We start from the raw sequence: 23,469 nt of genomic DNA on the forward strand, positions 1-23,469 counted from the left end.
ATCACACGAAAAGAGCCCGCGGGCGCCACTCATGCTCAATCGCCGTACCTTTACCGTTGCCGCAGCGCTGGGCGCCGCTGCGATCGGGGCGCCGCTGGTCCATAGCCAGCCGAAGCTCGAAAAATCCAAGGTCTCCATCGCGGTCGGTGGCAAGGCGGCGTTCTACTACCTGCCGCTCACCATCTCCGAGCAGCTCGGCTACTTCAAGGCCGAAGGACTCGACGTCGAGATCTCGGACTTCGCCGGCGGCGCACGTGCGTTGCAGGCGGTGGTCGGCGGCTCGGCCGATGTCTGCTCGGGCGCGTTCGAGCACACCATCAACCTGCAGGCCAAGAACCAGTTCTTCCAGGCCTTCGTGCTGCAGGGGCGTGCGCCGCAGATCGCGATCGGCGTGTCGACCAAGAACATGCCCGGCTACACGGGCATCGCCGACCTCAAGGGGCGCAAGATCGGGGTCTCGGCGCCGGGCTCGTCGACCAACATGGTGGCCAACCTGGTGCTGTCGCGCGGCGGGCTCAAGGCCAGCGACGTGAGCTACATCGGCGTCGGCGTGGCCGCCGGCGCGCTGACGGCGCTGCGTTCGGGCCAGATCGATGCGATCAGCAACACCGATCCGGTCATGACCATGCTCGAGCAGAAGGGCGACGTAAAGATCATCAGCGACACCCGCACGCTGAAGGGCACTCAGGAGGTGTTCGGCGGCCTGATGCCGGCCGCCTGCCTCTATGCCTCGTCGGAATTCATCCAGAAGAACCCGAACACCTGCCAGGCGCTCGCCAATGCCATCGTGCATGGCCTCAAGTGGCTGCAGACCGCCGGCCCGGGCGACATCATCAAGACCGTGCCCGAGACCTACCTGCTGGGCGACCGGGCGCTGTACCTTGCATCGTTCGACAAGGTGCGCGAGGCCATCGCCGTCGATGGACTGGTGCCGGCCGACGGCCCCAAGACCGCGCTCACCGCGATCGCGAGCTTCGATCCTACGGTCAAGGCCGACAAGATCGACCTGGCGAAGCTCTACACCAACGAATTTGCGCGGCGCGCCAAGGACAAGTTCAAAGCTTGACCCCGGTGTCGCTGCAACCCGGCCCAGGCCGGGTTTTTTCTTCCAAGCCCATGGCCGCCCACGCGCTCGAACTGATCGACATCCGCTGCACCTTCCGCGCGAAAGACGACCACAGCCAACGCTACACCGCGGTGGCGGACTCCACGCTGCGCATCGCCGACGGCGAGTTCGTCTCGGTGGTCGGACCGACCGGCTGCGGCAAGTCGACCTTGCTGAATGTCGGCGCCGGCCTGCTCGAACCCTCGTCGGGCTCGGTGCGGGTGTTCGGCCAGCCGCTGTCCGGCATCAACACGCGTGCCGGCTACATGTTCCAGAGCGAAGCCCTGATGCCCTGGCGCAGCGCGCTGGACAACGTGAAGGTGGGCCTGCAGTACCGTGGCGTGCCCGATGCCCAGGCCAGGGAGCAGGCCGAGGCCTGGCTCGCGCGGGTCGGCCTCGCGGGCTTCGGCGACCGTTATCCGCACCAGCTCTCCGGCGGCATGCGCAAGCGCACCGCGCTGGCACAGGTGCTGGCGCTCGATCCGGACATCATCCTGATGGACGAGCCCTTCAGCGCGCTCGACATCCAGACCCGGCAGCTGATGGAGAACGAAGTGCTGGATCTCTGGGCGGCGAAGAAAAAGGCGGTGCTCTTCATCACCCACGATCTCGATGAGGCGATCGCGATGAGCGACCGCGTGGTGGTGCTCTCCGCCGGCCCTGCGACCCACCCGATCGGCGAGTTCGAGATCGACCTGCCGCGGCCGCGGGACGTCGCCGAGGTCCGGGTGCATCCGCGCTTCGTCGAGCTTCACACGCAGATCTGGAACGTGCTGCGCGACGAAGTGCTCAAGGGTTATGCGCAGCAGTTGAAGAAGGCAGTGGAATGAACTCGCCCCCAGGTTGGCTCACTTCGTGTAGCCCCCCACCCCCTACCGGGGGCAACACCAGCGGCCTGGCAAAGCCAGTTCCGCGGTGTTTCACGAAGGGGCCTGGCTGCGCCGGCCAACTCAACCCGGTCTGCATCTGTTTTTCGGCTGCGCGCAGCGCGCCCATTCGTGGGCAGTCGCGGAACCGGCTTTGCCGGGCCGCTGACTGCGCCCCCGGCAGGGGGGTGGCGGCCGGACACGAAGTGCCGGGCAACCTGGGGGCGAGATGAAGCTTCGGCCCGACGAGAGCAATGCGCGCCTCTGGCAGCTGGCGGTGCTGGTCGCATTGCTTGCGGGCTGGCAGCTGGCGTCGCGCAACCAGCAGTTTGCCTTCTTCGTCGGCGAACCGATTCAGGTGGCCGGCCGGATCTGGAGCTGGTTCATGCCGTTCGCGATTCCGCCCAATCCGCTGTTCCCCGATGGCCTGGCGGGCAACGCCGACATCTACCTGCACCTGGGCACCACCTTGCTCGAGACCGTGCTGGCGTTCATGATCGGCACCGTGCTCGGCCTGGCCTGCGGCCTCTGGCTGGCCCTGGCGCCGACCGCGAGCCTGGTCTTCGATCCCTACATCAAGGCGGCGAACTCGATGCCGCGCGTGATCCTGGCGCCGATCTTCGCGCTGTGGTTCGGCCTCGGCATCTGGAGCAAGGTGGCGCTGGCGGTCACGCTGGTGTTCTTCATCGTCTTCTTCAACGTCTACCAGGGCGTGCGCGAAGTCAGCCCGGTGGTGCTGGCGAATGCGCGCATGCTCGGCGCCAGCCAGCGGCAGCTGCTGCGCACGGTCTATCTGCCGAGCGCCACCAGTTGGGTGTTCTCCAGCCTGCACACCTCGGTCGGGCTGGCCTTCGTGGGTGCGGTGGTGGGCGAGTACCTGGGCTCGGCGCGCGGCGTGGGCTACCTGATCCTGCAGGCCGAGGGCACCTTCGACGTCAACACGGTGTTTGCGGGCATCGTGGTGCTGACCGCTTTCGCGCTGCTGCTCGATGCGATCGTCGGCGTGCTCGAGAAGCGGCTCATGAAATGGCAGCCTCGCAGCGGCGAGACCGAAAAACTCTAGCGCTTTTTCTTCGACGGCGTGCCGCCGCGCTTCTCGCGCACGACTTCCTTGCTGCTCGACGTCTTGGTCAGCTTGGCGGTCGAGCTTTTGGCGGTCGTGCCGCCACGCGGCGCCACGGCGCTGCTCTTGAGCACCGGCGCGCGGCCGATGCCCGCGCCCACGCCGGCGGCCTTCGCAGCCCGCACCGGCAGGAACACCACCACTTCATAGCCGCGCTGGAAGGTGTGGTTGGCCTTGACGTCGTTCCATTCGGCCACGCTGGCCGGGCTCAGCCGGTAGCGCCGCGCGATGCTGGCGACGCTGTCCTGGCGCCCGGCCTTGATCACCGTGCGGCGGGTGACGATCTCGGGCTGGAAGCTCAGCTGCCCGGTGTCGGCGACCACCGCCGCGACGTCTTCCTGGACCCGCGCGCTGCGCGGAACGATCAAGGTCGAGCCCGACTTGATCAGCATGCGCGGCGGCACGTTGTTGATGGCCCGCAGGTCGGCCTCGCTCATGCCCGAGCGCTGCGCGGCGTCGGCCACGGTCATGGTCGAGGGCACGGTCCAGGCGGTCCAGCTGGCGTACTGGCCCTGGCTGTAGGCCTCGAAGTTGCGCTGGAACACGGCGGCGTTGTCCCACGGCAGAAGGATCTCGGGCGTGCCGGCCGCCAGCAGCACCGGCTTGTGGGCCGACGGATTGAGGGCCCGGAAGTCCTCGATCTGCACGTCCGCCAGCTTGGCCGCCAGCGAGACATCGAGATCGCGCTTGAGCGTGACGGTCTGGAAGTAGGGGTGGTTGGCGATCAGCGGCAGGTCGACGTTGAAGCGCGCCGGATTGGCGACGATGTTCTTGACGGCCTGCAGCTTCGGCACGTAGAGCCGGGTCTCGGCCGGCATCGACAGGTCGCTGTAGGTGGCCGGCAGGCCGGCGCGCTGGTTCTTGGCGATCGCCTTGGCCACGTTGCCTTCGCCCCAGTTGTAGGCCGCCAGCGCGAGCTGCCAGTCGCCGAACATGCCGTAGAGCCGCTGCAGGTAGTCGAGCGCCGCCCGGGTCGAGGCGACCACATCGCGGCGGTCGTCGCGGAAGATGTTCTGCTTCAGGTCGTAGTCGGTGCCGGTGGCCGGCATGAACTGCCACATGCCGGCGGCGCGCGCGCTCGACACGGCCTGCGGATTGAAGGCGCTCTCGATGTAGGGCAGCAGCGCGATCTCGGTCGGCATGTCGCGGCGTTCGAGTTCCTCGACGATGTGGAAGATGTAGCGGTTGGAGCGCTCGGTCATGCGCTGGATGTAGTCGGGCCGGGTGGCATACCACTGCTCGCGATCGCGCACCAGGTCGCCGTCGAGGTCGGGCATCTTGAAGCCGCGGCGGATGCGGTCCCACATGTCGACCGGCGGGGCGAGCGTGACCACGGGGCGCGACTTGGTGTCGCCGGAGGTGATCGGCGTCAGGCTGCCGCGCGGGTAGACCGGCGAGCCACCGCTCGAGGCGGCACCGGACGACGACCCATCCATCGACGGACCGGTGCCTGTGGCGCAGCCCGCCAGGAACAGGGAGCCCGCGAGGCAGGCAGCTAGCAGAAATTTCATCGAAAATCGTTCTTCCATTGGTGCGGGGCAGCGAGCAGGGGCCGTGGCGGCTCGCCGCGCGCACGCAATGCGTCGCAATGCGCCGTGGAGTGAGTGGGATCCGGCTTGGGGGGTTCCATGCTTTGCACGAATCTCAGGTTAGCAAGTGTGTATCCATGGTGCGTCGCCACACCGTCGACGCCGTCGGCGCGAGGGCGCGTGACTAGAATCGCGGCCAGTTGCAGTTGCTCGCGCCCGGGTGCATCGAACACGGGTGTTGCATCCCCTGGGTCGACCTCGATCGCGTTGCGCCCCTGCTGCAGCATCCAGATGTAGTTGTCGGCAAGGGCGGGCAGCGGAACGAGGGTCATGAGCGGTCAAATTATAGGTTTGCACGATTGGTTCGAGACCCCCCCGGGCCGCTACCTGCTGGCTTGGGAGCAGGCCCAGTTCGACCAGGCGGTGGCCGACATGTTCGGCTACCACGCGCTGCAGCTGGGCCTCAGCGAGGTCCAGGGGCTGCGTGCCAATCGAATGCCGCACCGCTGGCTGGCGCTGTCCGATCCGGCGCAGGCCGGCGCGCCCGCGCTCTGGACCGACTTTTCGGCCCTGCCTTTTCCGGCCAACAGCCTCGACCTCGTGGTGCTGCCGCACACGCTCGAGCTCAGTCCGGACCCCCACGCGACCCTGCGCGAGGTCGAGCGCGTGCTGGTGCCCGAAGGGCGGGTCGTCATCTGCGGCCTGAACCCGGCCAGCCTCTGGGGCATGCGGCAGCGGCGCGCCCACCTCTACCGCGGACTCGGGTTCGGCGAGCTGTTCCTGCCCGAGGCCGGTGACTTCATCGGCTACCGGCGCATGCGCGACTGGCTGCGGCTGCTGAGCTTCGAGGTCGAGTCGGGGCGATTCGGCGTCTACCGGCCGGCGGTCCGCAGCGAGGCCTGGCTGGAGCGCTGCCGTTGGTTCGATGCCGCCGGCGAGCGCTGGTGGCCGATCTTCGGTGCGGTCTATTTCCTGGTGGCCGTGAAGCGCGTGCGGGGGCTGCGGCTGCTGAGCGCCGACTGGCGCCGCGCCGCATCGCGCGCCAGTGCGCCGGTGCCGATCGCCGGCAAGATGCACCGGGGGCGCGACAATGGCGGCCAGCTAGAAGAAGGAAGCGGTTCTTGAACGAAGTACAGATCTACACCGACGGTGCCTGCAAGGGCAACCCCGGTCCCGGCGGCTGGGGCGCATGGCTCAAGTCGGGCGCCACCGAAAAAGAACTTTTCGGCGGCGAACTCAACACCACCAACAACCGCATGGAACTGCAGGCCGTGATCGAAGGCCTGGGCGCGCTCAAGCGCCCGTGCAAGGTCGTCCTCTACCTGGACAGCCAGTACGTGCGCATGGGCATCACCGAGTGGATCCGCGGCTGGAAGGCCAAGGGCTGGCGGACCTCGACCAAGCAGCCGGTGAAGAACGTCGAGCTCTGGCAGCAGCTCGACAAGCTGGTGGCCGAGGGCGGCCACCAGATCGAATGGCGCTGGGTCAAGGGCCATTCGGGCGATCCGGGCAACGAGCGCGCGGATGCGCTCGCCAACAAGGGCGTCGAGCGCGCGCTCGGCCGGATCTAGGGCCTGTTCACACTAGCGCCGCAGCAGCCGTTCCGGCGCCTCGGGCACGTCGCCCATGCTGGCCCTGAAGAGCAGATCGTCCGTGATCCGCAAGCGGCGGCTCATTTCGCGGGCGATGTTCATCTGGATCAGCGCGAACTGCTCGACGTCGCGCTCGAACACCCGGTACAGGTTCGCGGAAGTGAGTTCGATCGCGCTGCAGTCGACGTCGGCCCGGACCGAGGCGCTACGCGGGAAAAGGTCGAGCAGCGCCATCTCGCCGAAACAATCGCCCTGTGCCAGGCGCCGGATGAGCAATTCGTGCTGCTGCCAGCTCTTGGAGATGGTCACGCTGCCGCGCTCGAGCACGAACATGCCGTGGCCGGGCTCGCCCTCGCGGAAGAAGTAGCCCCCGCGCGGCACCTCGACCACCGGCGCAGCCGCCAGCAGGAACTCGACGGTGTCCGCGGCAATGGCGCCGAAGATCGGCATCTGCTGCAACAATTCGATCCTGCTCGCTGCCATGCGCAACTCCGGTGAGGCCAGGGCGGGGACCGACCTTACACCACGCCGTCGAAGATCATGACGTCGACCGTGTCGCCCGGGGCCACGCTGGCCTGGTCGTGGTGCAGCACCACCAGGCCGTTGGCCTCGACCATCGAACTCAGCACGCCCGAGCCCTGGTTGCCCGCGATGCGCACCTGCGGCAAGGCACCCGCCACCTGTTCGACCCGGCCCCGCTGGTACTCGGTGCGTCCGGGCTTCTTGCGGATCGCGTCGACGCTGGTGGCGCGCAGCAACGGCGGCGGCGCGGCGCAGGCGGGGTTGCAGCCCATCATCTTGAGCAGCGCCGGGCGCACGAAGGCAAGAAAAGTGACCATCACGGCGACCGGGTTGCCCGGCAGCCCGAACAGCACGGCCGGCCCGCGGGGTGCGCCTGGGGCCGGGATCAGGCCGACCGCCATCGGCCGGCCGGGCCGCATGGCGACGCGCCAGAACGCCATGTCGCCGAGCCGCTGCATGACGGCGCGCGTGTGGTCGGCCTCGCCGACGCTGACGCCGCCGCTGGTGATGATGGCGTCGGCCTGCGCGGCGGCGCGGCGCAGCGCCGATTCGAGCGCCGCCGGGTCGTCGCGCACCAGGCCGAGGTCGATCACCTCGCACCCCAGCCGCGTCAGCAGGCCGAACACCGTGTAGCGGTTGCTGTCGTAGACCGCGCCTTCGCGCGGAAGCTCGCCAAGACTCAGGATCTCGTCGCCGGTGGAGAAGTAGGCGACGCGCAGGCGCCGCAGCACCGGCACCATCGGCAACCCGAGGCTGGCCACCATGCCGAGCGCGGCCGGGGTGACGATCTGGCCGCGCCGCAGCGCCGGCTGGCCCTGCATCAGGTCTTCGCCGGCGAAGCGGCGGTTGTCGCCGCGTCGCAGCGCCTTGGCCGGGAAGCTCACCCGGTCGCCTTCGACCGTGCAGAACTCCTGCGGGATCACGGTGTCGAGGCCGGCCGGCATCACGGCGCCGGTCATGATCTTGACGGCGTCGCCGGTGCCCGACGCGCCGCGCCAGGCGGCGCCGGCCAGGGCGGTGCCGACCACCCGCAGGCTCAGCGCGGTGTCGCCGGCCGCTTCGAGCTGCGCGCCGTCGAAGGCGAAGCCGTCCATGGCCGAGTTGTCGTGCGGCGGCACGCTGACCGGCGAGACGATGTCCTCGGCCAGCACCCGTCCGAGCGCATCCCGCAGGGCCAGGCGCTCGACCTCGGTGACGATCGCCGGCTCGGCCAGCTGCGCCAGGAAGGCCTGCACGGCATCGACACCCAGCGCCTTGGGGTCGTAGCCCGCCAGCGCGGCGGCGATTTCGGCGATTCGGCTCATGACGGGAGAGGCCTCACGAACGCTGGCGCTCGAGCGTCTGCAACTCGGCCAGCGTGTTGGCATTGAAGAAGGCGTCGGCGGCGTCGCCCGGGCGATCGAAGGGCACCAGCACGGTGTGGTGCTGCGCGGTCCATTTGTCGATCTTGCGGCCGCCGTCCTGGGTGAAGCGCACCAGGCTGTCGAGCAGCGTGGCGCGCAGCAGGCAGAACACCGGCTGCGGGAACAGCGCCGCCGAGGCACCCGGCGGACCCGCGGCCTCGGGCGCGGAGACCATCGCGATGTCCGCTTCGTGGGACGCCAGGGCCGCCGCCAGCCTGCTGGCGAGGTCGAGCGGGAACAGCGGGGTGTCGCACGGCACGGTGAGCAGGTAGGGCGTCTCGCAGCGCTCCAGCCCGGTCAGGAAGCCGGCCAGCGGGCCAGCATAGTCGGCCAGCCCGTCGGGCCAGACCGGCACGCCGAAGGATTCGTAGGCGGCCAGGTTGCGATTGGCGTTGACCAGCACCTGGCCGACCTGCGGACCCAGCCGCAGCACCGCATGCAGCGCCAGGGGCGTCCCGTTGAAGTTCTGCAGGCCCTTGTCGACGCCGCCCATGCGCGAGCCGCGCCCGCCGGCGAGAACGAGGCCGGTGATTTCGCTGGCGACGATGGGGGCCGGTGCGCTCATCCGCCGATGTAGCTCATCTCGACCCGGCGCGCCGCGCCGGCATCGGTGTCGGGGACCCGCGACGCGCGCAGCTCGGAGTAGCGATCGCTGCGGCCCTGCCAGATGTGGCCGAGCGCGGAGGTGATCTGCGCGTCGTCGGCATCGCCGCGCAAGAGCGGCCGCAGGTCGTGTCCCTGGCTCGCGAACAGGCACAAGTAGAGCTTGCCTTCGGTCGACAGGCGGGCCCGGCTGCAGTCGTGGCAGAAGGCCTGGGTCACGCTGCTGATGACGCCGATCTCGCCGCCGCCGTCGGCGTAGGCCCAGCGTTGTGCGGTTTCCCCGGGGGCGCTGGCTTCCAGCGGCACGAGCGGGAATTCGGCGCCGACGCGGCGCACCACCTCGGCCGATGGCAGCACTTCGTCCATGCGCCAGCCGTTGGTGGCGCCGACGTCCATGTATTCGATGAAGCGCAGCACCACGCCGCTGCCGCGGAAGTGGCGCGCCATCGGCAGGATCTCCTGCTCGTTGGTGCCGCGCTTGACCACCATGTTGACCTTGATCGGGCCCAGGCCTGCCGCCTTCGCGGCCTCGATGCCGGCCAGCACTTCGGCGACCGGGAAGTCGACGTCGTTCATGCGCCGGAACACCGTGTCGTCGAGGCCGTCGAGGCTGACGGTCACCCGATTCAGGCCGGCGGCCTTCAAGGCGCCCGCCTTGCGCGCCAGCAAGGATCCGTTGGTGGTCAGCGTGAGGTCCAGCGGCTGGCCCTGCGGCGTGCGCAGCGCGGCGAGTTGCTCGACCAGCACCTCGAGGTTCTTGCGCAGCAGCGGCTCGCCGCCGGTGAGCCGGATCTTGCGCACGCCGTGGCTGGCGAACAGGCGCGCCAGCCGGGTGATCTCCTCGAAGCTCAGCAGCGCGCTGTGGGGCAGGTATTGGTAGTCCTTGTCGAACACTTCCTTCGGCATGCAGTAGCTGCAGCGGAAGTTGCAGCGGTCGGTGACGCTGATGCGCAGGTCGGTCAGCGGCCGGGCCAGCCGGTCGAGCAGCACGCCGGTGGCCGCCACGGCGGGCGCGGCCGGCGCGGCGCGGGGCGCGCGACCGATCTCGGCGATTTTGACGACATGCTGCGAACTCATGGGAGGGCCAATTTACCGCATCGCCCGGCCTGATACCGCTGCAAGGCCTTGGCGCCGGTTCAGACGCAGCGGGCGCCGTCGACTTCGATGCAGACCCCGCTGATGAACGAGGCTTCGTCGCTGGCCAGGTAGAGCGCCGCGTTGGCGACGTCGAGCGCGGTCGAGAAGCGGCCCAGCGGGATGGTGGCGCGGAACTTGGCCTTGCGCTCTTCGGTGACCGGACCGCCGGCGAACTCGGCCGCCAGGCCGGTGTCCGGGTTGAACACCGGGTTGATGCAGTTGACCCGGATGTTGTCGGGTCCGAGTTCGGCCGCCAGCGATTTGCTGGTCGTGATCACGGCGCCCTTGGAGCCGTTGTACCAGGTGAGGCCCGGGCGGGGCCGCACGCCCGCGGTCGAGGCGATGTTGATGAACGATCCGCCGCCGTTGGCCCGGAAGGCCGGCACTGCATGGATCGTCGACAGGTAGATGCTCTTGACGTTGACCGAATAGCAGCGGTCGAACTCGTCCTCGCTGACTTCCAGCGCGGGCCGGTTGCGGTGGGTCCAGCCGGCGTTGTTGACCATCACGTCGAGCTTGCCGTGGCGCTGCACGGCGGCATCGACCAGGGCCTTCATCGGCTCGGACTTCGTGACGTCGGCGGCGAAGAACGAGGCCCGGCCGCCGTCGCGCAGGATGGCCTCGACCACCTGTTCGCCGAGCGCCTGGTTGATGTCGTTGACGATGACCTGCGCGCCCTCGGCCGCCAGCCGCTTCGCGATGCCCTCGCCGATGCCGCCGCCGGCACCGGTCACGATGATGGATTTGTCCTTGACGCGCACAGGTGTCTCCTCGAAATAAAGTGCAGCCGGCCAGTGTATCGGCCGGCCCGGCCCTCGCGTTCAGCCGTGCTTGACGGCCACGGTCTTGAGGGTGGTGAAGCCGTAGAGCGCCTCGAAGCCCTTTTCGCGCCCGTAACCCGAGGACTTGACGCCGCCGAAGGGCAGTTCGACACCGCCGCCGGCGCCGTAGTTGTTGATGAACACCTGGCCGCTCTTCACGCGCTTGGCCATCCGGAACTGCCGTCCGCCATCGTTCGTCCAGATGCCCGCGACCAGCCCGAACTGCGTGGCGTTGGCCAGCGCCACGGCCTCGTCCTCGTCGCGGAACGGCATCGCGGCCAGCACCGGGCCGAACACTTCCTCCTGCGCCAGGCGGTGGGCCACCGGCACGTCGCGCAGCAGGGTAGGGGCCTGGTAGAAACCGGCCTGGGGCGCCTCGTCGACCACCACGCCCTGCGCCACCATCGGAATGCCGGCCACATGGGCGTCCGAGAGAAAGTCCCAGACGCGCTGCTGCTGCGTCTGGCGGATCAGCGGGCCGACGTCGAGGTCCATCGCCGCCGGGCCGACCCGAAGCGCCTCGAAGGCGTGGCCGAGGCGCTGCAGCAGCGGCTCGTAAATGGCCTGGTCGATCAGGACCCGCGAGCCGGCCGAGCAGGTCTGGCCTGCGTTCTGCACGATCGCGTTGATCAGCACCGGGATCGCCGCGCCCAGGTCGGCATCGGCGAACACGATCTGCGGGCTCTTGCCGCCGAGCTCGAGCGTCACCGGGCAATGCCGTTCGGCGGCCACCTGCTGGATCAGCGTGCCCACCTTGGGGCTGCCGGTGAAGCTGATGTGGTCGATGCCCGGGTGCCGCGCCAGGGCGTCGCCGACCTCGTGGCCCAGGCCGGTGACGATGTTCAGCGCACCCGGCGGAAAGCCGGCCTCGGCCGCCAGCTTGGCGACCCGGATCAGCGACAGGCAGGCGTCCTCGGACGGCTTCACCACGCAGACGTTGCCCGCGGCCAGGGCGCCGCCGACGCTGCGCCCGAAGATCTGCATCGGGTAGTTCCACGGGATGATGTGGCCGGTGACCCCGTGCGGCTCGCGCCAGGTGAAGACGCTGTAGCCGTCCTGGTAGGGAATCGTCTCGCCGTGCAGCTTGTCGCAGGCGCCGGCATAGAACTCGAAGTAGCGCACCAGCGCGAGCGCATCGGCGCGCGCCTGCTTGACCGGCTTGCCGCAGTCGCGCTGCTCGATCAGCGCCAGCTCGTCGACATGCTCGGCGATCTTCTGCGACAGCTTGTAGAGCAGCCGGCCGCGCTCGGCCGCGCTGACCTTGTGCCAACCGGTCTCGAAGCAATGGCGCGCCGCCTGCACCGCGGCGTCGATGTCGGCGGCATTGCTGCGCTGCAGTTCGTCGAAGGGCTGGCCGTCCGAGGGGTCGATCACCGGCAGCGTGCGGCCGGAGGAGGAAGCAACGTTTTCGTTGCCGATGTAGTTGAGTTGCATGGGGCAAATCTTAAGGTCAGCGCGAAGGCGTCGCCTTCGGCAAGGCCCGGAGCGCATTGAGCATGCGCTCGACGTGCTTGTCCGGATTCAGGTTCTGATAGTAGTAGGCCACCTTGCCGCTGGGCGCGATCACGTAGGACAGGCGATTGGCGAAATCCGGGCGGGTCTGCATCAGGGCGTCGAAGCCCTCGATCACGGTCTTGGCCTCGTCGGACGCGACCGGAAACCGGCTCTGGCAGGACTTGACCGAGAACTTCGCCAGCGTGTCGATGTCATCGGCCGACACCCCGATCACCGTGGCGCCGAGCGCCGCGAACTGATCGATGGCCTCGGCGAAGGCGTGGGCCTCGATCGAGCAGTCGGTCGAGTCCGCCGCCGGAAAGAAGTAGAGCACCACCGGCCCCTTGGCCAGCGCATCGGCGAGCGAATAGCGAAAGGTCTTGCCGCCGAGCGCCGCGTTGGCCGTGAATTTCGGCACCGGGTCCCCGATGTCGAGCGCGGCGACGGCCGGCAGGGCCAGCATGGCGGCGGCCGCCATGAAAATTGCGCGCGCGCTGATCGAGAACGTCATGATGTAACCCCGGGTGGAAGCGTTTCGAATTCTAGGACTGCATGCCGCGGTCCATGACGCCCGCCCGCCGCCACGAAAGCACACACGACATGAGGATTGACCTGGACCGCTGGCTTCGCCTGGCGCTGGTCGCGGCCGGCATCGCGCTGCTGGGTGCCTGCGGCTCGCTGCCGATCGCCCGCGACCGTCCGGCCGATTACGCCGCGGCGCCCGACCGATCGACCCGGCTGGCCAAGATCGTGGCCGATTCGACGCCGCCGGGGGAGCAGTCGGGATTCCGGCTGATGCCGCTGGGCGTCTATTCGCTCGACGCCCGCATCCAGCTCGCCCAGCGGGCCCAGCAATCGCTGGTGGTGCAGTACTACCAGCTCGAGAACGACGCCACCGGACGGCTTTTGATGCGCGCCGTGCGCGAAGCCGCCGCCCGCGGCGTCAAGGTGCGGGTGCTGGTCGACGACCTCTACACCGCCAAGAGCCAGCAGCCGCTGCTGGCGCTGTCGCACACGCCCAACGTGGAGGTGCGGCTCTTCAACCCCTTTTGCTGCGGCCGCGACGGCTTCCTGTCGCGCTTCATCGCCTCGCCGCAGGACATCGCGCGGCTCAACCACCGCATGCACAACAAGCTCTTCATCGCCGACGGCGTGGTGGCGGTGGTCGGCGGGCGCAACATCGCGGACGAGTACTTCGTTCTCAGCCAGGCGCAGAACTTCATCGACATGGACGCCCTAGTGGTCGGCCGGGTGGTGGCCGAACTCGAGGCGATCTTCGACGCCTACTGGAACGCCGAACAGGTCTGGCCGATTGCCGAGATCGTGCGCGGACCCGGCGGTCGTCCGCCCGGCCCGGACGACTTCGATGCCTGGATCGGCATGAGTTCCCCGGCGCCGAAGGTCGAGCTGCCGCCCTCGGACGTGCTTGGCTACGGGCCGATCACCGAGGAGCTCGACGGCGGTCGCATGGGCCTGCTGTGGGGCGAGGCGCATGCGGTGGCCGATCCGCCGACCAAACCGGCCACGATGAGCGCCGACGAGGCGCTCGCGACCAGCGTGACCATGAAGGTCTGGGGCCTCCTGATGGATGCGCGGTTCGAGGTCGACCTGACCTCGCCCTACCTGGTGCCGGGCGAGAAGGGGATGGCCGCGTTCGAGGACCTGTCGCGGCGCAAGGTCAAGCTGACGCTGCTGACCAATTCCCTGGCCGCCAATGACGAGCCGCTGGTCCACACCGGCTATGCGCGCTACCGCGAGCGCCTGCTCGCCAGCGGCGCCGACCTCTACGAGCTGAGCCCCGAGCGCACCACCGCCAACAAGCGCTTCGACATGTTCGGCAACTCGCTCGGCCGGCTGCATGCCAAGACGGCCGCGATCGACCGGCGGCGCATCTTCATCGGCTCGATGAACCTGGACCCGCGCTCGGCGACCCAGAACACCGAAATGGGCGTGGTGGTCGACAGCCCCCAGCTGGCGCGCGAAATGCTGCGCGTGATCAACATCAGCAAGCTGCAGAACTCCTACCGCCTGCGGCTGGACAAAGACACCGGCGCCCTCGAATGGCTCACCACCGACGGCGAAAAAGAGATGATCCTCCACTCGGAACCGGAATCCAGCTTTTTCAAGCGTTTCTACAATTCGCTGATCGCCCCGATCGTGCCGGAGATGCTGTTGTAGGCTCGGGGGATGGTTCTTTCACGCCCTTGCAATCCTTCGGCACCGCCCCACATGCTGTGCATGAACGCTACCCACACCCCCGCGCACAAGGCCGACCTGGCCGTCACGCATGTCCTGGCCCAGCTCCTCGAGCGGCTGGAACACAGCGCCGTGCCGGTAGGCCCCGAGCAATACCGGTCGGTGGTGACGCACCTGGTCGAGCAATTCCGCGACTCCGAGCCCGGCTCCGAGCTGGGCCGGCTGCTGGATGCCTATCCGGCCGCCTCCGAGGTGTACGAAAACCTCAACTACCAGCACGCCGGCCTCTGCCGCTCGGCGCTCGACGCCTCGCTGGCCGGCGAACTGGCCGCCCGGAAGGCGATCGAACGCGCCATGCACGGCGTTGGACCGGAAGCCGCCCATGAGTAAGGCCGAGGTCAAGACCGCCGTGGTGGCCGACGGGCTGCGCTACAAGGCCAAGGCACCCGGCTCGCCGTTCCGGGCCTCGGCCTCGTTCAGCGGCGCCACCATGTCCTGCTTCATGTGCGGCAAGCATCGGGTCCGCTCGCAAATGCGCACCCGGCAGCTGCTGGGCAAGTCGCAGACCGTCTGCGCGCCGTCCTGCAAGGCGCTCGACGAATTGGTGGAAGCTTCCGGCGGCGCCTGAGACGGCGAGCCGGCGGCCGGCTATCGGCCGCTCATTGGCAATTGATTGAGTCAATTTAATACTTCGTGTTGCCTATCCATTGAAGGCAATTCGGACTACAGTTAGAAACAATTGGTGCAGCAGATTGTGCCCAATACCTAAGTTCTAATTAAGTAGATTCAATGCTTCCAATGAAACCCATTGCCTGCAACGGGTCGAAACTGACTCGAATGCTTGCGAAAGGACGGCCTCTGTGAGCCAGCTGCGTCACGTCATCATGCAGGTCGTCAAGCGCTCGGGTGGCGCGACGCACCATGTCGAGTTCTGCATCGACGACAACTTTGCCGAACGCCTGCGGCAGTTGCGTTCGCTGGTGCCTCCGCTCAATGCACTCAACAAACAGCGCGACCTGGTCATCGACAAGGTGCGCGTTCGGCTGCCGACCGCCATCTGGCGCTGCGGGGGCGACATCGACAGCTCGGTCGAAGGATCGTGCATCGTGATCGCTGCCGAAGGCTTCTTCAATTGCGGTGCCAAGGACCGCAAGACGAAGGAAAAGCTGGTCACCTACACCTTCCCGATCGCGCGCCTCATCGAGCTGCACATGGAGCGCCCGGCGGGCGAGACCTTCTACATCCGCGACGGCATCTTCACCAACGACGAGCCGGCGGAGTCCGCCGCCGGTCGTTGGGTCGCCTCGCTGCATGAGCTCGAGGAAATGCGCGTGCCCGAGGCGCCGTCGGATTTCGACACCCTGCAGGGCGTGCCGCTGCGCACCGAGCAGGGCGCGCTGCCGGTGCAACGCGCCAGCCTCAACTGAGCGTCGAGGCCGAGGGCAGGGCCTTACTGCAGCTTGACTTCGACCCGGCGCGCTTCGGCCGGCGGCCCGTCGGCCTGGGTCTGGGCCGGCTTGGCGAGTTCGAGCTTGTCTTCGGGCACGCCGGCGATCTTGAGCGCGGCACCCACGGCCATCGCACGTTGCTTGGCGAGTTCGGCGTTTTTCTCGGGGTCGCCGGTGGCGTCGTGGTAGCCGCTCACCAGCACCCGGCCCCCGCTCTGCACTGCCTTCACGACATCGGCCAGCGCCGCGCTGGATCCGGCGGGCACTTCGGCGCTGTTGGTGGCGAAGTAGAACTTGACCACGCCGCCCTCGGACTTGATCGAGGCGCCGCCGTCGGCGACCGGCGCCGCAGCGGGCGCTGCCGCGGCAGGGCCCGGTGACGGTGCGGCCGGTGCGGCCGGCGCGCTGGCCGGCGGCGGGGCCATGGTGGGCGCCGTCATCGCACCCGCATCGCCGGCGTGGAACTTGACCACCAGCGGCACGATCAGCAGCGCCACGATGTTGATGATCTTGATCAGCGGGTTGACCGCCGGGCCGGCCGTGTCCTTGTAGGGATCGCCCACGGTATCGCCCGTGACCGCGGCCTTGTGCGCCTCCGAGCCCTTGCCGCCATGGTGGCCGTCCTCGATGTACTTCTTGGCGTTGTCCCAGGCGCCGCCGCCGGTGCACATCGAGATCGCGACGAACAGGCCGGTGACGATGGTGCCCATCAACAGCCCGCCGAGGGCCTTGGGTCCGAGCAGCAGGCCGACCAGGATCGGCACCACCACCGGCAGCAGCGAAGGAATCATCATTTCCTTGATCGCGGCGCCGGTCAGCATGCTCACGGCGCGGCCGTACTCGGGCTTGCCGGTGCCTTCCATGATCCCGGGGATCTCGCGGAACTGCCTGCGCACCTCCTCGACCACCGAGCCGGCCGCGCGGCCCACGGCTTCCATGGCCATGGCGCCGAAGAGGTAGGGGATCAGGCCGCCGATGAAGAGGCCGACGATCACCATCGGGTCGCTCAGGTTGAAGCTGATGGCGAGCCCGTAGCTCTCGAGCTTGTGGGTGTAGTCGGCGAACAGCACCAGCGCTGCCAGGCCGGCCGAGCCGATCGCGTAGCCCTTGGTCACGGCCTTGGTGGTGTTGCCCACGGCATCGAGCGGGTCGGTGATGTCGCGCACGCTGGCCGGCAGCTCCGACATCTCGGCGATGCCGCCGGCGTTGTCGGTGATCGGGCCGTAGGCGTCGAGCGCGACCACGATGCCGGCCATGCTCAGCATCGCAGTGGCGGCGACCGCGATGCCGTAGAGGCCGGCCAGCGTGTAGGAGGCCAGGATCGCGATGCAGACGAAGATCACCGGCCAGGCGGTGGACCGCATCGAGACGCCGAGGCCGGCGATGATGTTGGTGCCGTGGCCGGTGGTCGAGGCCTGCGCGATGTGCTGCACCGGCGAATACTGCGTGCCGGTGTAGAACTCGGTGATCCACACCAGCGCTGCGGTCAGCGCCAGGCCGACGAAGCAGGCGCCGAACAGCTTCAGCTGGCTGCCGCTGGCGGCGATCGCGTTGTCGGGGATCAGCCAGGCGGTGACGAACCAGAAGGCGATCAGCGACAGGATGCCCGCCACCGCCAGCCCCTTGTAGAGCGCCGGCATCACGTTGACCATGCCCGGCGAGGCCTTGACGAAGAAGCAGCCGATGATCGACGCGATGATCGACACGCCGCCCAGCGCCAGCGGATAAAGCACCGCGTTGACCGGCGCCGCCGTCACCATCAGCGCACCGAGCACCATGGTGGCGATCAAGGTCACGGCGTAGGTCTCGAACAGGTCGGCCGCCATGCCGGCGCAGTCGCCGACGTTGTCGCCCACGTTGTCGGCGATCACGGCCGGGTTGCGCGGATCGTCCTCGGGGATGCCGGCCTCGACCTTGCCGACCAGGTCGGCGCCGACGTCGGCGCCCTTGGTGAAGATACCGCCGCCGAGGCGGGCGAAGATCGAGATCAGCGAAGAGCCGAAGGCGAAGCCGATCAGTGGGTTGAGCAGGCTGGCCAGGCTCTTGTCCGGCGTCAGGCTGCCGTTGCCGGCCAGGAACCAATAGAAGCCCGACACGCCCAGCAGGCCCAGGCCGACCACCAGCATGCCGGTGATGGCGCCGCCGCGGAAGGCGACGTCGAGGGCCGGGCCGATGCCTTGCGTGGCGGCCTGCGCGGTGCGCACGTTGGCCCGCACGGAGACGTTCATGCCGATGAAGCCGCAGGCGCCGGAGAGCACGGCGCCGATCACGAATCCCACGGCCGTGGTGAAGTCGAGGAAGAGGGCGATCAGGATCGCCAGCACCAGGCCGACGACCGCGATGGTGCGGTATTGCTTCGCGAGGTAGGCCGCGGCGCCGGTCTGGATCGCGGCCGCGATCTCCTGCATTCGGGCGTTGCCCGGGTCTTTCGAAAGAATCCAGCTGCGCGCCCAGAATCCATAGGCCACGGCCACCAGGCCGCAAACCATGGCAAGGACGAGAGGGGTGTTGCCAGTCATGCCGTTGCTTCTCCAGTCGTTCGTTGTAACTAATGGAGACGAAAGCCGGACCCTGTGCGCAACGCGTACGGGACAGTGCTTCCGCCGCGTTGCTTCCTCGAAGCCCCGGCGCTGTGAAAGGCAGGGACCGATTGGCCAACGTGGGCAATTTACAGGCAAAAACGGCTTTGTGTGCGACTGTCCGATGACATGGAAAGTAAACTTCGGGTTTGTCCGCATCCCGCTAACACTTTCAACTACTCCAAGTCAGACCATGTCCCTCGGCCAAGTTTCCCCCGGCAAAGACGCCCCCGAAGCCTTCAATGTCGTCATCGAAATCCCGATGAACGCCGACCCGATCAAGTACGAAGTCGACAAGGAATCGGGCGCGATCTTCGTCGACCGCTTCATGACCACCGCGATGCACTACCCGACCAACTACGGCTACGTGCCGCAGACGCTGTCGGGCGACGGCGATCCGGTCGACGTGCTGGTGATCACGCCCTGGGCGCTGGTGCCCGGCGTGGTGGTGCCGTGCCGCCCGATCGGCATCCTGATGATGGAAGACGAGGCCGGTGTCGACGGCAAGGTGCTGGCCGTGCCGACCACCAAGGTGCTGCCCATCTACAGCCACTGGAAGACGGTGGAAGACGTGAACCAGATGCGCCTGAAGGCCATCACGCACTTCTTCGAGCACTACAAGGATCTCGAGGCCGGCAAGTGGGTCAAGGTGCTCGGCTGGGAAGGCATCGATGCCGCCAAGAAGGAAATCATGGACGGCATCGCGAACTACAAGAAGTAAACGCCGCCGTAGCAAATCAACGCCCCGCGATCTCGGCCGCGGGGCGTTTTTTCATTCGGACGCAGTGTGGCGGAACGGGCTGCGTTCGCCCAGGTGGTCCAGGTAGTTCTCGATGCCTGCGCCTTCGCGCTCCAGAAAGCGCTCGACCGCGTCGGCGAAGGCCGGGTGGGCCAGCCAGTGGGCACTGGTGGTGCGCACCGGCATCAGCGCGCGCGCCATCTTGTGCTCGCCCTGGGCGCCGCCCTCGAAGCGACGCACACCGTGCTCGATGCACCACTGCAGCGGCTGGTAGTAGCAGGCCTCGAAATGCAGGCAGTCGACCCGTTCGAGCGCACCCCAGTAGCGGCCGTAGGCGACCCGCGGCGCGGGCGAGTCGTCCCCGCCGCCGGGCCCCGCCGACAGCGCGATCAGGCTGGATGCGATCGGCTTGCCCTCGCGCTCGGCGATGAACAGCAGCCAGGCCTCGGGCATGTCCGCGGCCATGCGATGGAAGAAGTCGCGGTTCAGGTAGGGCGGATTGCCGTGCTCGCGATAGGTGCGGGCATAGCAGCGGTAGAAGAAGTCCCAGTCGGCCGCGCGGATGTCGGTGCCGCGCGACCAGCGGAAGGAGACGCCGGCGTCGTGCACCTTGCGGCGTTCCTGGCGAATCTTCTTGCGCTTGTCGTGGGCGAGGCTGGCGAGGAAGGCGTCGAAGCTTGGCCAGTCGGCATTGTCCCAGTGGAACTGGACCGTGTGGCGCAGCATCAGGCCGGCTTCCGAACAGGCCGCGATGTCCTCGTCGACGCCGAACAACAGGTGCAGCGACGACAGTTCCTCCTCCTTGCACCAGGCGACCAGGGCCTGCACCAGCAAGGCGCGGCTCTCGGCATCGCGGGCCAGCAGGCGCGTCCCCGGCACCGGCGTGAAGGGCACCGCGCAGACCGCCTTCGGGTAATAGGCCAGCCCGTGCTGCTCGTAGGCGTTGGCCCAGGCCCAGTCGAACACGTACTCGCCGTACGAATGGTCCTTGATGTAGAGCGGGCAGGCCGCCATCAACTGCTTGCCGCGCCAGAGCGTGACGAACTGCGGCGTCCAGCCGCTCGCCGGCGAGGCGCTGGCGCTGGCGTCGAGCGCGGCCAGGTAGGCGTGGCGCATGAACGGGGAGGGCGCAGGCTGCAGGGCCAGCAGCGCGTCCCAGTCGGCGGCGTCGATCTCGGACGGCGAACGGTGGATGCGGACGATCGGCGTGGTCAAGGGCGTGGGGTCAGCGTTGCTTGCCGGGCCCGAAGGTCTCGGCGATGTAGATGCCGCCCAGCACCAGCGCCAATGCGAGCGCGTGGTAGGCGGAGAGCGGCTCGCCGAGGACCAGCACCGCCAGCAGCGGGCCGAAGATCGGCACCAGGTTCAGGAACAGCCCGGCGCGCGCCGGCCCGATCGCCTCGACCGCCTGGATGAAGAAGATCTGCGAGACGAAGCTCGGCAGCAGGCCGATGAAGACGATCAGGGCGACGCCGGTGGCGGTCGGCATGAAGAAATGGCCGGTGACGATCTCGGCCACCACCAGCGGCACCGAGGTCAGGGCCGCCACCGCCGCCATCGCGGCAAAGAAGACGATGGCCGGCACCGCCGGCCGGTTGCGCAGCGCGAGCGCATAGCCGGCATACAGCAGGCACGCCAGCACGATCCAGAGGTCGCCGATGTTGAAGGCGAGGCCGGCCAGCAGCGCGAACTGCCCGCGCGATGCCACGACCACGATGCCGGTCAGCGTCACCAGCACGCCGATGATCTGCAGCAGGCCGATCCGGCTGCCGAAGAAGATGAAACCGCCCAGCAGCACGAGCACCGGAATGGTGCCCTGGATGATCGCGATGTTGATGGCGGTGGTGTGGTGCGCCGCGGCGTAGAAGAGGGCGTTGAAGCCGGTGAAGCCGAGCGTGCCCATCAAGGCGATGGAGCGCCAGGACGGCCGCAAGGCCCGCCAGTGCGTCGAGATCTCGCGCCGCGAACTCAGGGCCAGTGCGAGGCAGCAGACGATCCAGCGCGAGAAGGTCAGCATCATCGGCGAGACCTCGCCCACCGCCAGCCGGGCCGCCACCGCATTGGCGCCCCAGGTCAGCGTCGCCAGTACCAGCAGCAGGTAGGCCCGGCCCTGGGGCCGGGGCGCAACGGCGTCGGAGAAGCTGGGGGAAGAAGAACCTGTGCGCATCGCCCGTCGAGGGTAACAGCCCGCGCCGCGGCGTGTGGAACGTGGTCCGCAAGCCATGGGATTCGAAGGCCGATGACATAATCGACCAGCCTTTTTTCTACATCGACATGACCCTGAAACTCGCCATCGCGCAGCTCAATTTCGTCGTGGGCGACCTCGCCGGCAACGCCCGCAAGATCGTCGACGCGGCCCGCGACGCCTATGGACAGGGTGCGCGCCTGCTGCTCACGCCCGAACTGTCGATCTGCGGCTATGCCGCCGAGGACATGTTCCTGCGGCCGGCCTTCGTCACTGCCTGCGACGACGCGGTGCGCGCCGTGGCCGCCGAACTGGCCGACCTCGACGGCATGGTGGTGGTGGTGGGACATCCCACGGGCGGCAGCCTGCGCAGCCGGTCGGTCGCGGTGCAACTGCGCCACAACGCCGCCAGCGTGCTCAGCGAAGGCCGCATCCTCGACACCTACGCCAAGCGCGAACTGCCGAACTACCAGGTGTTCGACGAGCGCCGCTACTTCACACCGGGCGAGGGCGTCTGCGTGTTCGAGGCCGGTGGCATCCGGGTCGGCCTGCTGATCTGCGAGGACGCCTGGTTCGACGCCCCGGCCCAGCTCGCCAAGGACGGCGGCGCCGAGATCCTCGCGGTCATCAATGCCTCGCCTTTCCATGTCGGCAAGGAGGGCGAGCGGGTCGCGCGCATGGCCGAGCGCGCCACCGCGGTGGGGCTGCCGCTGGTCTACGCGCACCTGGTGGGCGGCCAGGACGAGGTGGTGTTCGACGGCGCCTCCTTCGCCCTCGAGGCCGACGGCGCCAGGGTCTTGCAGGCCGACAGCTTCCAGGAGCGCCTGGTCTTCGCCCAGCTCGAACGGCGCGCGACCGGCGTCGGCTTCGTGCGCAGCGAGGGCGCTGTCGCCGCACCGCGCGCGCCCGAGGCCCAGCTCTGGGATGCGCTGGTCGTGGGCGTGCGCGACTACATCGGCAAGAACGGATTTCCGGGCGCCATCCTCGGCCTGTCGGGCGGCATCGATTCGGCGCTGGTGCTGGCGATCGCGGTCGACGCGCTCGGCAAGGACCGCGTGCGGGCCGTGATGATGCCCTCGCCCTATACCGCCGACATCAGCTGGATCGACGCCCGCGAGATGGCCAAGCGGCTCGGCGTGCGCTATGACGAGATATCCATCAAGCACACCTTCGAGTCCTTCCGCGGCGCGCTGGCCGAGGAGTTCAAGGGCCTGGCCGAGGACACGACCGAAGAGAACCTGCAGGCCCGCATCCGCGGCACCCTGCTGATGGCGCTGTCGAACAAGTTCGGCTCGATCGTGCTGACCACCGGCAACAAGAGCGAGATGGCCACCGGCTACTGCACGCTGTACGGCGACATGGCGGGCGGATTCGCGGTCATCAAGGACCTGCTGAAGACCACCGTGTTCGCCCTGGCGCGCTGGCGCAACGCGCACGACCCCTACGGCACCGGCACCGCGCCGATCCCCGAGCGGATCATCACCCGGCCGCCCAGCGCCGAGCTGCGGCCCGACCAGACCGACCAGGACAGCCTGCCGCCCTATGACATCCTGGACGGCATCCTGGCGCGCTACATGGAAGACGACGAAGGCATCGACGAAATCATCGCCGCCGGCTACGAGCGCGCCGTCGTCGAGCGGGTGGCGCGCCTCATCAAGATCAACGAGTACAAAAGGCGCCAGGCGCCGGTGGGTATCCGCGTCACCCATCGCAGCTTCGGCAAGGATTGGCGCTACCCTATCACCAGCAAGTTCAACGAAACCGCCGGAAGAAAGACCGTATGAAGCAAATCACCGCCATCCTCAAACCGTTCAAGCTCGATGACGTGCGCGAGGCCCTGGCCGAGGTCGGCGTCACCGGACTCACCGTCACGGAGGTCAAGGGCTTCGGCCGCCAGAAGGGCCACACCGAGCTCTACCGCGGTGCCGAGTACGTGGTCGACTTCCTGCCGAAAATGCGCGTCGAGGTGGTCGTCAACGAGGCCGACGTCGAACGCTGCGTCGACGCCATCGTCAGCGCCGCGCGCACCGGCAAGATCGGCGACGGCAAGATCTTCGTCACCAACGTCGAACGCGTGGTGCGCATTCGCACCGGCGAAGAAGACGAAGCCGCTGTCTAGGCTCGCGC

24 protein-coding genes are annotated in these 23,469 nt (G+C 68.2%); 12 read left to right on the plus strand and 12 right to left on the minus strand.

The window, feature by feature from the left end:
* Positions 1–31 precede the first annotated feature (31 nt).
* The 3 genes from QTI68_RS35555 to QTI68_RS35565 all read left to right on the plus strand — a co-directional run bounded on the left by QTI68_RS35555 (position 32) and on the right by QTI68_RS35565 (position 3,034).
* On the plus strand, positions 32–1,066 hold the full coding sequence (locus QTI68_RS35555) for an ABC transporter substrate-binding protein (protein WP_286528762.1): 1,035 nt from the start codon (positions 32–34) through the stop codon (positions 1,064–1,066).
* A 50-nt stretch (positions 1,067–1,116) separates the two neighbouring features.
* Positions 1,117–1,935, plus strand: a complete 819-nt coding sequence (locus QTI68_RS35560) for an ABC transporter ATP-binding protein (RefSeq protein WP_286528764.1) — start codon at positions 1,117–1,119, stop codon at positions 1,933–1,935.
* 265 nt (positions 1,936–2,200) lie between these two features.
* On the plus strand, positions 2,201–3,034 hold the full coding sequence (locus QTI68_RS35565) for an ABC transporter permease (RefSeq protein WP_286528765.1): 834 nt from the start codon (positions 2,201–2,203) through the stop codon (positions 3,032–3,034).
* Here the strand turns inward: QTI68_RS35565 and QTI68_RS35570 are convergent.
* Positions 3,031–4,605 carry a transglycosylase SLT domain-containing protein gene (locus QTI68_RS35570; protein ID WP_286528767.1) on the minus strand — a complete coding sequence of 525 codons (1,575 nt, stop codon included), beginning with the start codon at positions 4,603–4,605 and terminating at the stop codon, positions 3,031–3,033. The genes QTI68_RS35565 and QTI68_RS35570 overlap by 4 nt on opposite strands.
* The gene (locus QTI68_RS35575; protein WP_286528769.1) at positions 4,602–4,955 is read right to left on the minus strand and encodes a hypothetical protein; all 354 of its coding nucleotides are present in this window, start codon (positions 4,953–4,955) and stop codon (positions 4,602–4,604) included. The genes QTI68_RS35570 and QTI68_RS35575 overlap by 4 nt, the downstream gene beginning before the upstream one ends.
* Between QTI68_RS35575 and QTI68_RS35580 the strand changes: the two genes are divergently transcribed.
* Together QTI68_RS35580 and rnhA are read left to right on the plus strand one after the other, a co-directional pair.
* Positions 4,954–5,748 carry a class I SAM-dependent methyltransferase gene (locus tag QTI68_RS35580; RefSeq protein WP_286528771.1) on the plus strand — a complete coding sequence of 265 codons (795 nt, stop codon included), beginning with the start codon at positions 4,954–4,956 and terminating at the stop codon, positions 5,746–5,748. The genes QTI68_RS35575 and QTI68_RS35580 overlap by 2 nt on opposite strands.
* A complete protein-coding gene (gene rnhA / locus QTI68_RS35585) occupies positions 5,745–6,194 on the plus strand; it encodes a ribonuclease HI (protein ID WP_286509015.1) in 450 nt (149 codons plus the stop codon). Before QTI68_RS35580 ends, rnhA begins: the two co-directional genes overlap by 4 nt.
* 12 nt (positions 6,195–6,206) lie before the next feature.
* Here the strand turns inward: rnhA and QTI68_RS35590 are convergent, their stop codons facing one another.
* The 7 genes from QTI68_RS35590 to QTI68_RS35620 are packed head-to-tail and all read right to left on the minus strand — an operon-like array spanning position 6,207 to position 12,706.
* Entirely contained in the window at positions 6,207–6,698 is a 492-nt protein-coding gene (locus tag QTI68_RS35590; protein WP_286528773.1) for a Crp/Fnr family transcriptional regulator, read from the minus strand.
* 35 nt (positions 6,699–6,733) lie between these two features.
* Entirely contained in the window at positions 6,734–8,041 is a 1,308-nt protein-coding gene (moeA, locus tag QTI68_RS35595; RefSeq protein ID WP_286528776.1) for a molybdopterin molybdotransferase MoeA, read from the minus strand.
* A 13-nt stretch (positions 8,042–8,054) separates the two neighbouring features.
* Positions 8,055–8,705 carry a molybdenum cofactor guanylyltransferase MobA gene (gene mobA, locus QTI68_RS35600; protein ID WP_286528777.1) on the minus strand — a complete coding sequence of 217 codons (651 nt, stop codon included), beginning with the start codon at positions 8,703–8,705 and terminating at the stop codon, positions 8,055–8,057.
* On the minus strand, positions 8,702–9,820 hold the full coding sequence (gene moaA / locus QTI68_RS35605) for a GTP 3',8-cyclase MoaA (protein WP_286528779.1): 1,119 nt from the start codon (positions 9,818–9,820) through the stop codon (positions 8,702–8,704). Before moaA ends, mobA begins: the two co-directional genes overlap by 4 nt.
* A 59-nt stretch (positions 9,821–9,879) precedes the next feature.
* Positions 9,880–10,641, minus strand: coding sequence for an SDR family oxidoreductase (locus tag QTI68_RS35610; protein WP_286528781.1), 762 nt, complete (start codon positions 10,639–10,641; stop codon positions 9,880–9,882).
* A gap of 60 nt (positions 10,642–10,701) precedes the next feature.
* Positions 10,702–12,135, minus strand: a complete 1,434-nt coding sequence (locus QTI68_RS35615) for an aldehyde dehydrogenase family protein (RefSeq protein ID WP_286528782.1) — start codon at positions 12,133–12,135, stop codon at positions 10,702–10,704.
* Between the two features lie 16 nt (positions 12,136–12,151).
* Entirely contained in the window at positions 12,152–12,706 is a 555-nt protein-coding gene (locus QTI68_RS35620; RefSeq protein WP_503011796.1) for a peroxiredoxin, read from the minus strand.
* Between the two features lie 89 nt (positions 12,707–12,795).
* On the opposite strand from QTI68_RS35620, the gene QTI68_RS35625 reads away from it, so the two are divergent.
* The 4 genes from QTI68_RS35625 (at position 12,796) to QTI68_RS35640 (ending at position 15,818) form a co-directional block, all read left to right on the plus strand.
* A complete protein-coding gene (locus tag QTI68_RS35625; RefSeq protein ID WP_286528784.1) occupies positions 12,796–14,373 on the plus strand; it encodes a phospholipase D family protein in 1,578 nt (525 codons plus the stop codon).
* A gap of 60 nt (positions 14,374–14,433) precedes the next feature.
* Positions 14,434–14,781, plus strand: a complete 348-nt coding sequence (locus QTI68_RS35630; RefSeq protein WP_286528786.1) for a hypothetical protein — start codon at positions 14,434–14,436, stop codon at positions 14,779–14,781.
* Positions 14,774–15,019, plus strand: a complete 246-nt coding sequence (locus tag QTI68_RS35635; RefSeq protein WP_286528788.1) for a hypothetical protein — start codon at positions 14,774–14,776, stop codon at positions 15,017–15,019. Before QTI68_RS35630 ends, QTI68_RS35635 begins: the two co-directional genes overlap by 8 nt.
* Positions 15,020–15,251: 232 nt before the next feature.
* The gene (locus QTI68_RS35640) at positions 15,252–15,818 is read left to right on the plus strand and encodes a hypothetical protein (RefSeq protein ID WP_286528790.1); all 567 of its coding nucleotides are present in this window, start codon (positions 15,252–15,254) and stop codon (positions 15,816–15,818) included.
* Between the two features lie 23 nt (positions 15,819–15,841).
* Here the strand turns inward: QTI68_RS35640 and QTI68_RS35645 are convergent, their stop codons facing one another.
* Positions 15,842–18,358: a sodium-translocating pyrophosphatase gene (locus QTI68_RS35645; RefSeq protein ID WP_286528792.1), complete on the minus strand. Its 2,517-nt coding sequence runs from the start codon at positions 18,356–18,358 to the stop codon at positions 15,842–15,844.
* A 253-nt stretch (positions 18,359–18,611) separates the two neighbouring features.
* Here QTI68_RS35645 and ppa point away from each other — a divergent pair, with 253 nt between their 5' ends.
* Complete coding sequence (ppa, locus tag QTI68_RS35650; protein ID WP_286528793.1) at positions 18,612–19,139, plus strand: inorganic diphosphatase; 528 nt, start codon at positions 18,612–18,614, stop codon at positions 19,137–19,139.
* Positions 19,140–19,190: 51 nt separating this feature from the next.
* Here ppa and QTI68_RS35655 read toward each other — a convergent pair whose 3' ends face one another.
* Both QTI68_RS35655 and QTI68_RS35660 read right to left on the minus strand, forming a co-directional pair.
* On the minus strand, positions 19,191–20,372 hold the full coding sequence (locus QTI68_RS35655; RefSeq protein WP_286528795.1) for a GNAT family N-acetyltransferase: 1,182 nt from the start codon (positions 20,370–20,372) through the stop codon (positions 19,191–19,193).
* A gap of 10 nt (positions 20,373–20,382) precedes the next feature.
* On the minus strand, positions 20,383–21,324 hold the full coding sequence (locus QTI68_RS35660; protein ID WP_286528797.1) for a DMT family transporter: 942 nt from the start codon (positions 21,322–21,324) through the stop codon (positions 20,383–20,385).
* A gap of 107 nt (positions 21,325–21,431) precedes the next feature.
* On the opposite strand from QTI68_RS35660, the gene QTI68_RS35665 reads away from it, so the two are divergent.
* Together QTI68_RS35665 and QTI68_RS35670 are read left to right on the plus strand one after the other, a co-directional pair.
* Positions 21,432–23,126, plus strand: coding sequence for an NAD+ synthase (locus tag QTI68_RS35665; RefSeq protein WP_286528799.1), 1,695 nt, complete (start codon positions 21,432–21,434; stop codon positions 23,124–23,126).
* Complete coding sequence (locus QTI68_RS35670) at positions 23,123–23,461, plus strand: P-II family nitrogen regulator (RefSeq protein ID WP_286368035.1); 339 nt, start codon at positions 23,123–23,125, stop codon at positions 23,459–23,461. The genes QTI68_RS35665 and QTI68_RS35670 overlap by 4 nt, the downstream gene beginning before the upstream one ends.
* Positions 23,462–23,469: the final 8 nt, after the last annotated feature.

This window comes from Variovorax sp. J31P207, assembly GCF_030316965.1.
Lineage (GTDB): Bacteria > Pseudomonadota > Gammaproteobacteria > Burkholderiales > Burkholderiaceae_C > Variovorax > Variovorax ginsengisoli_B.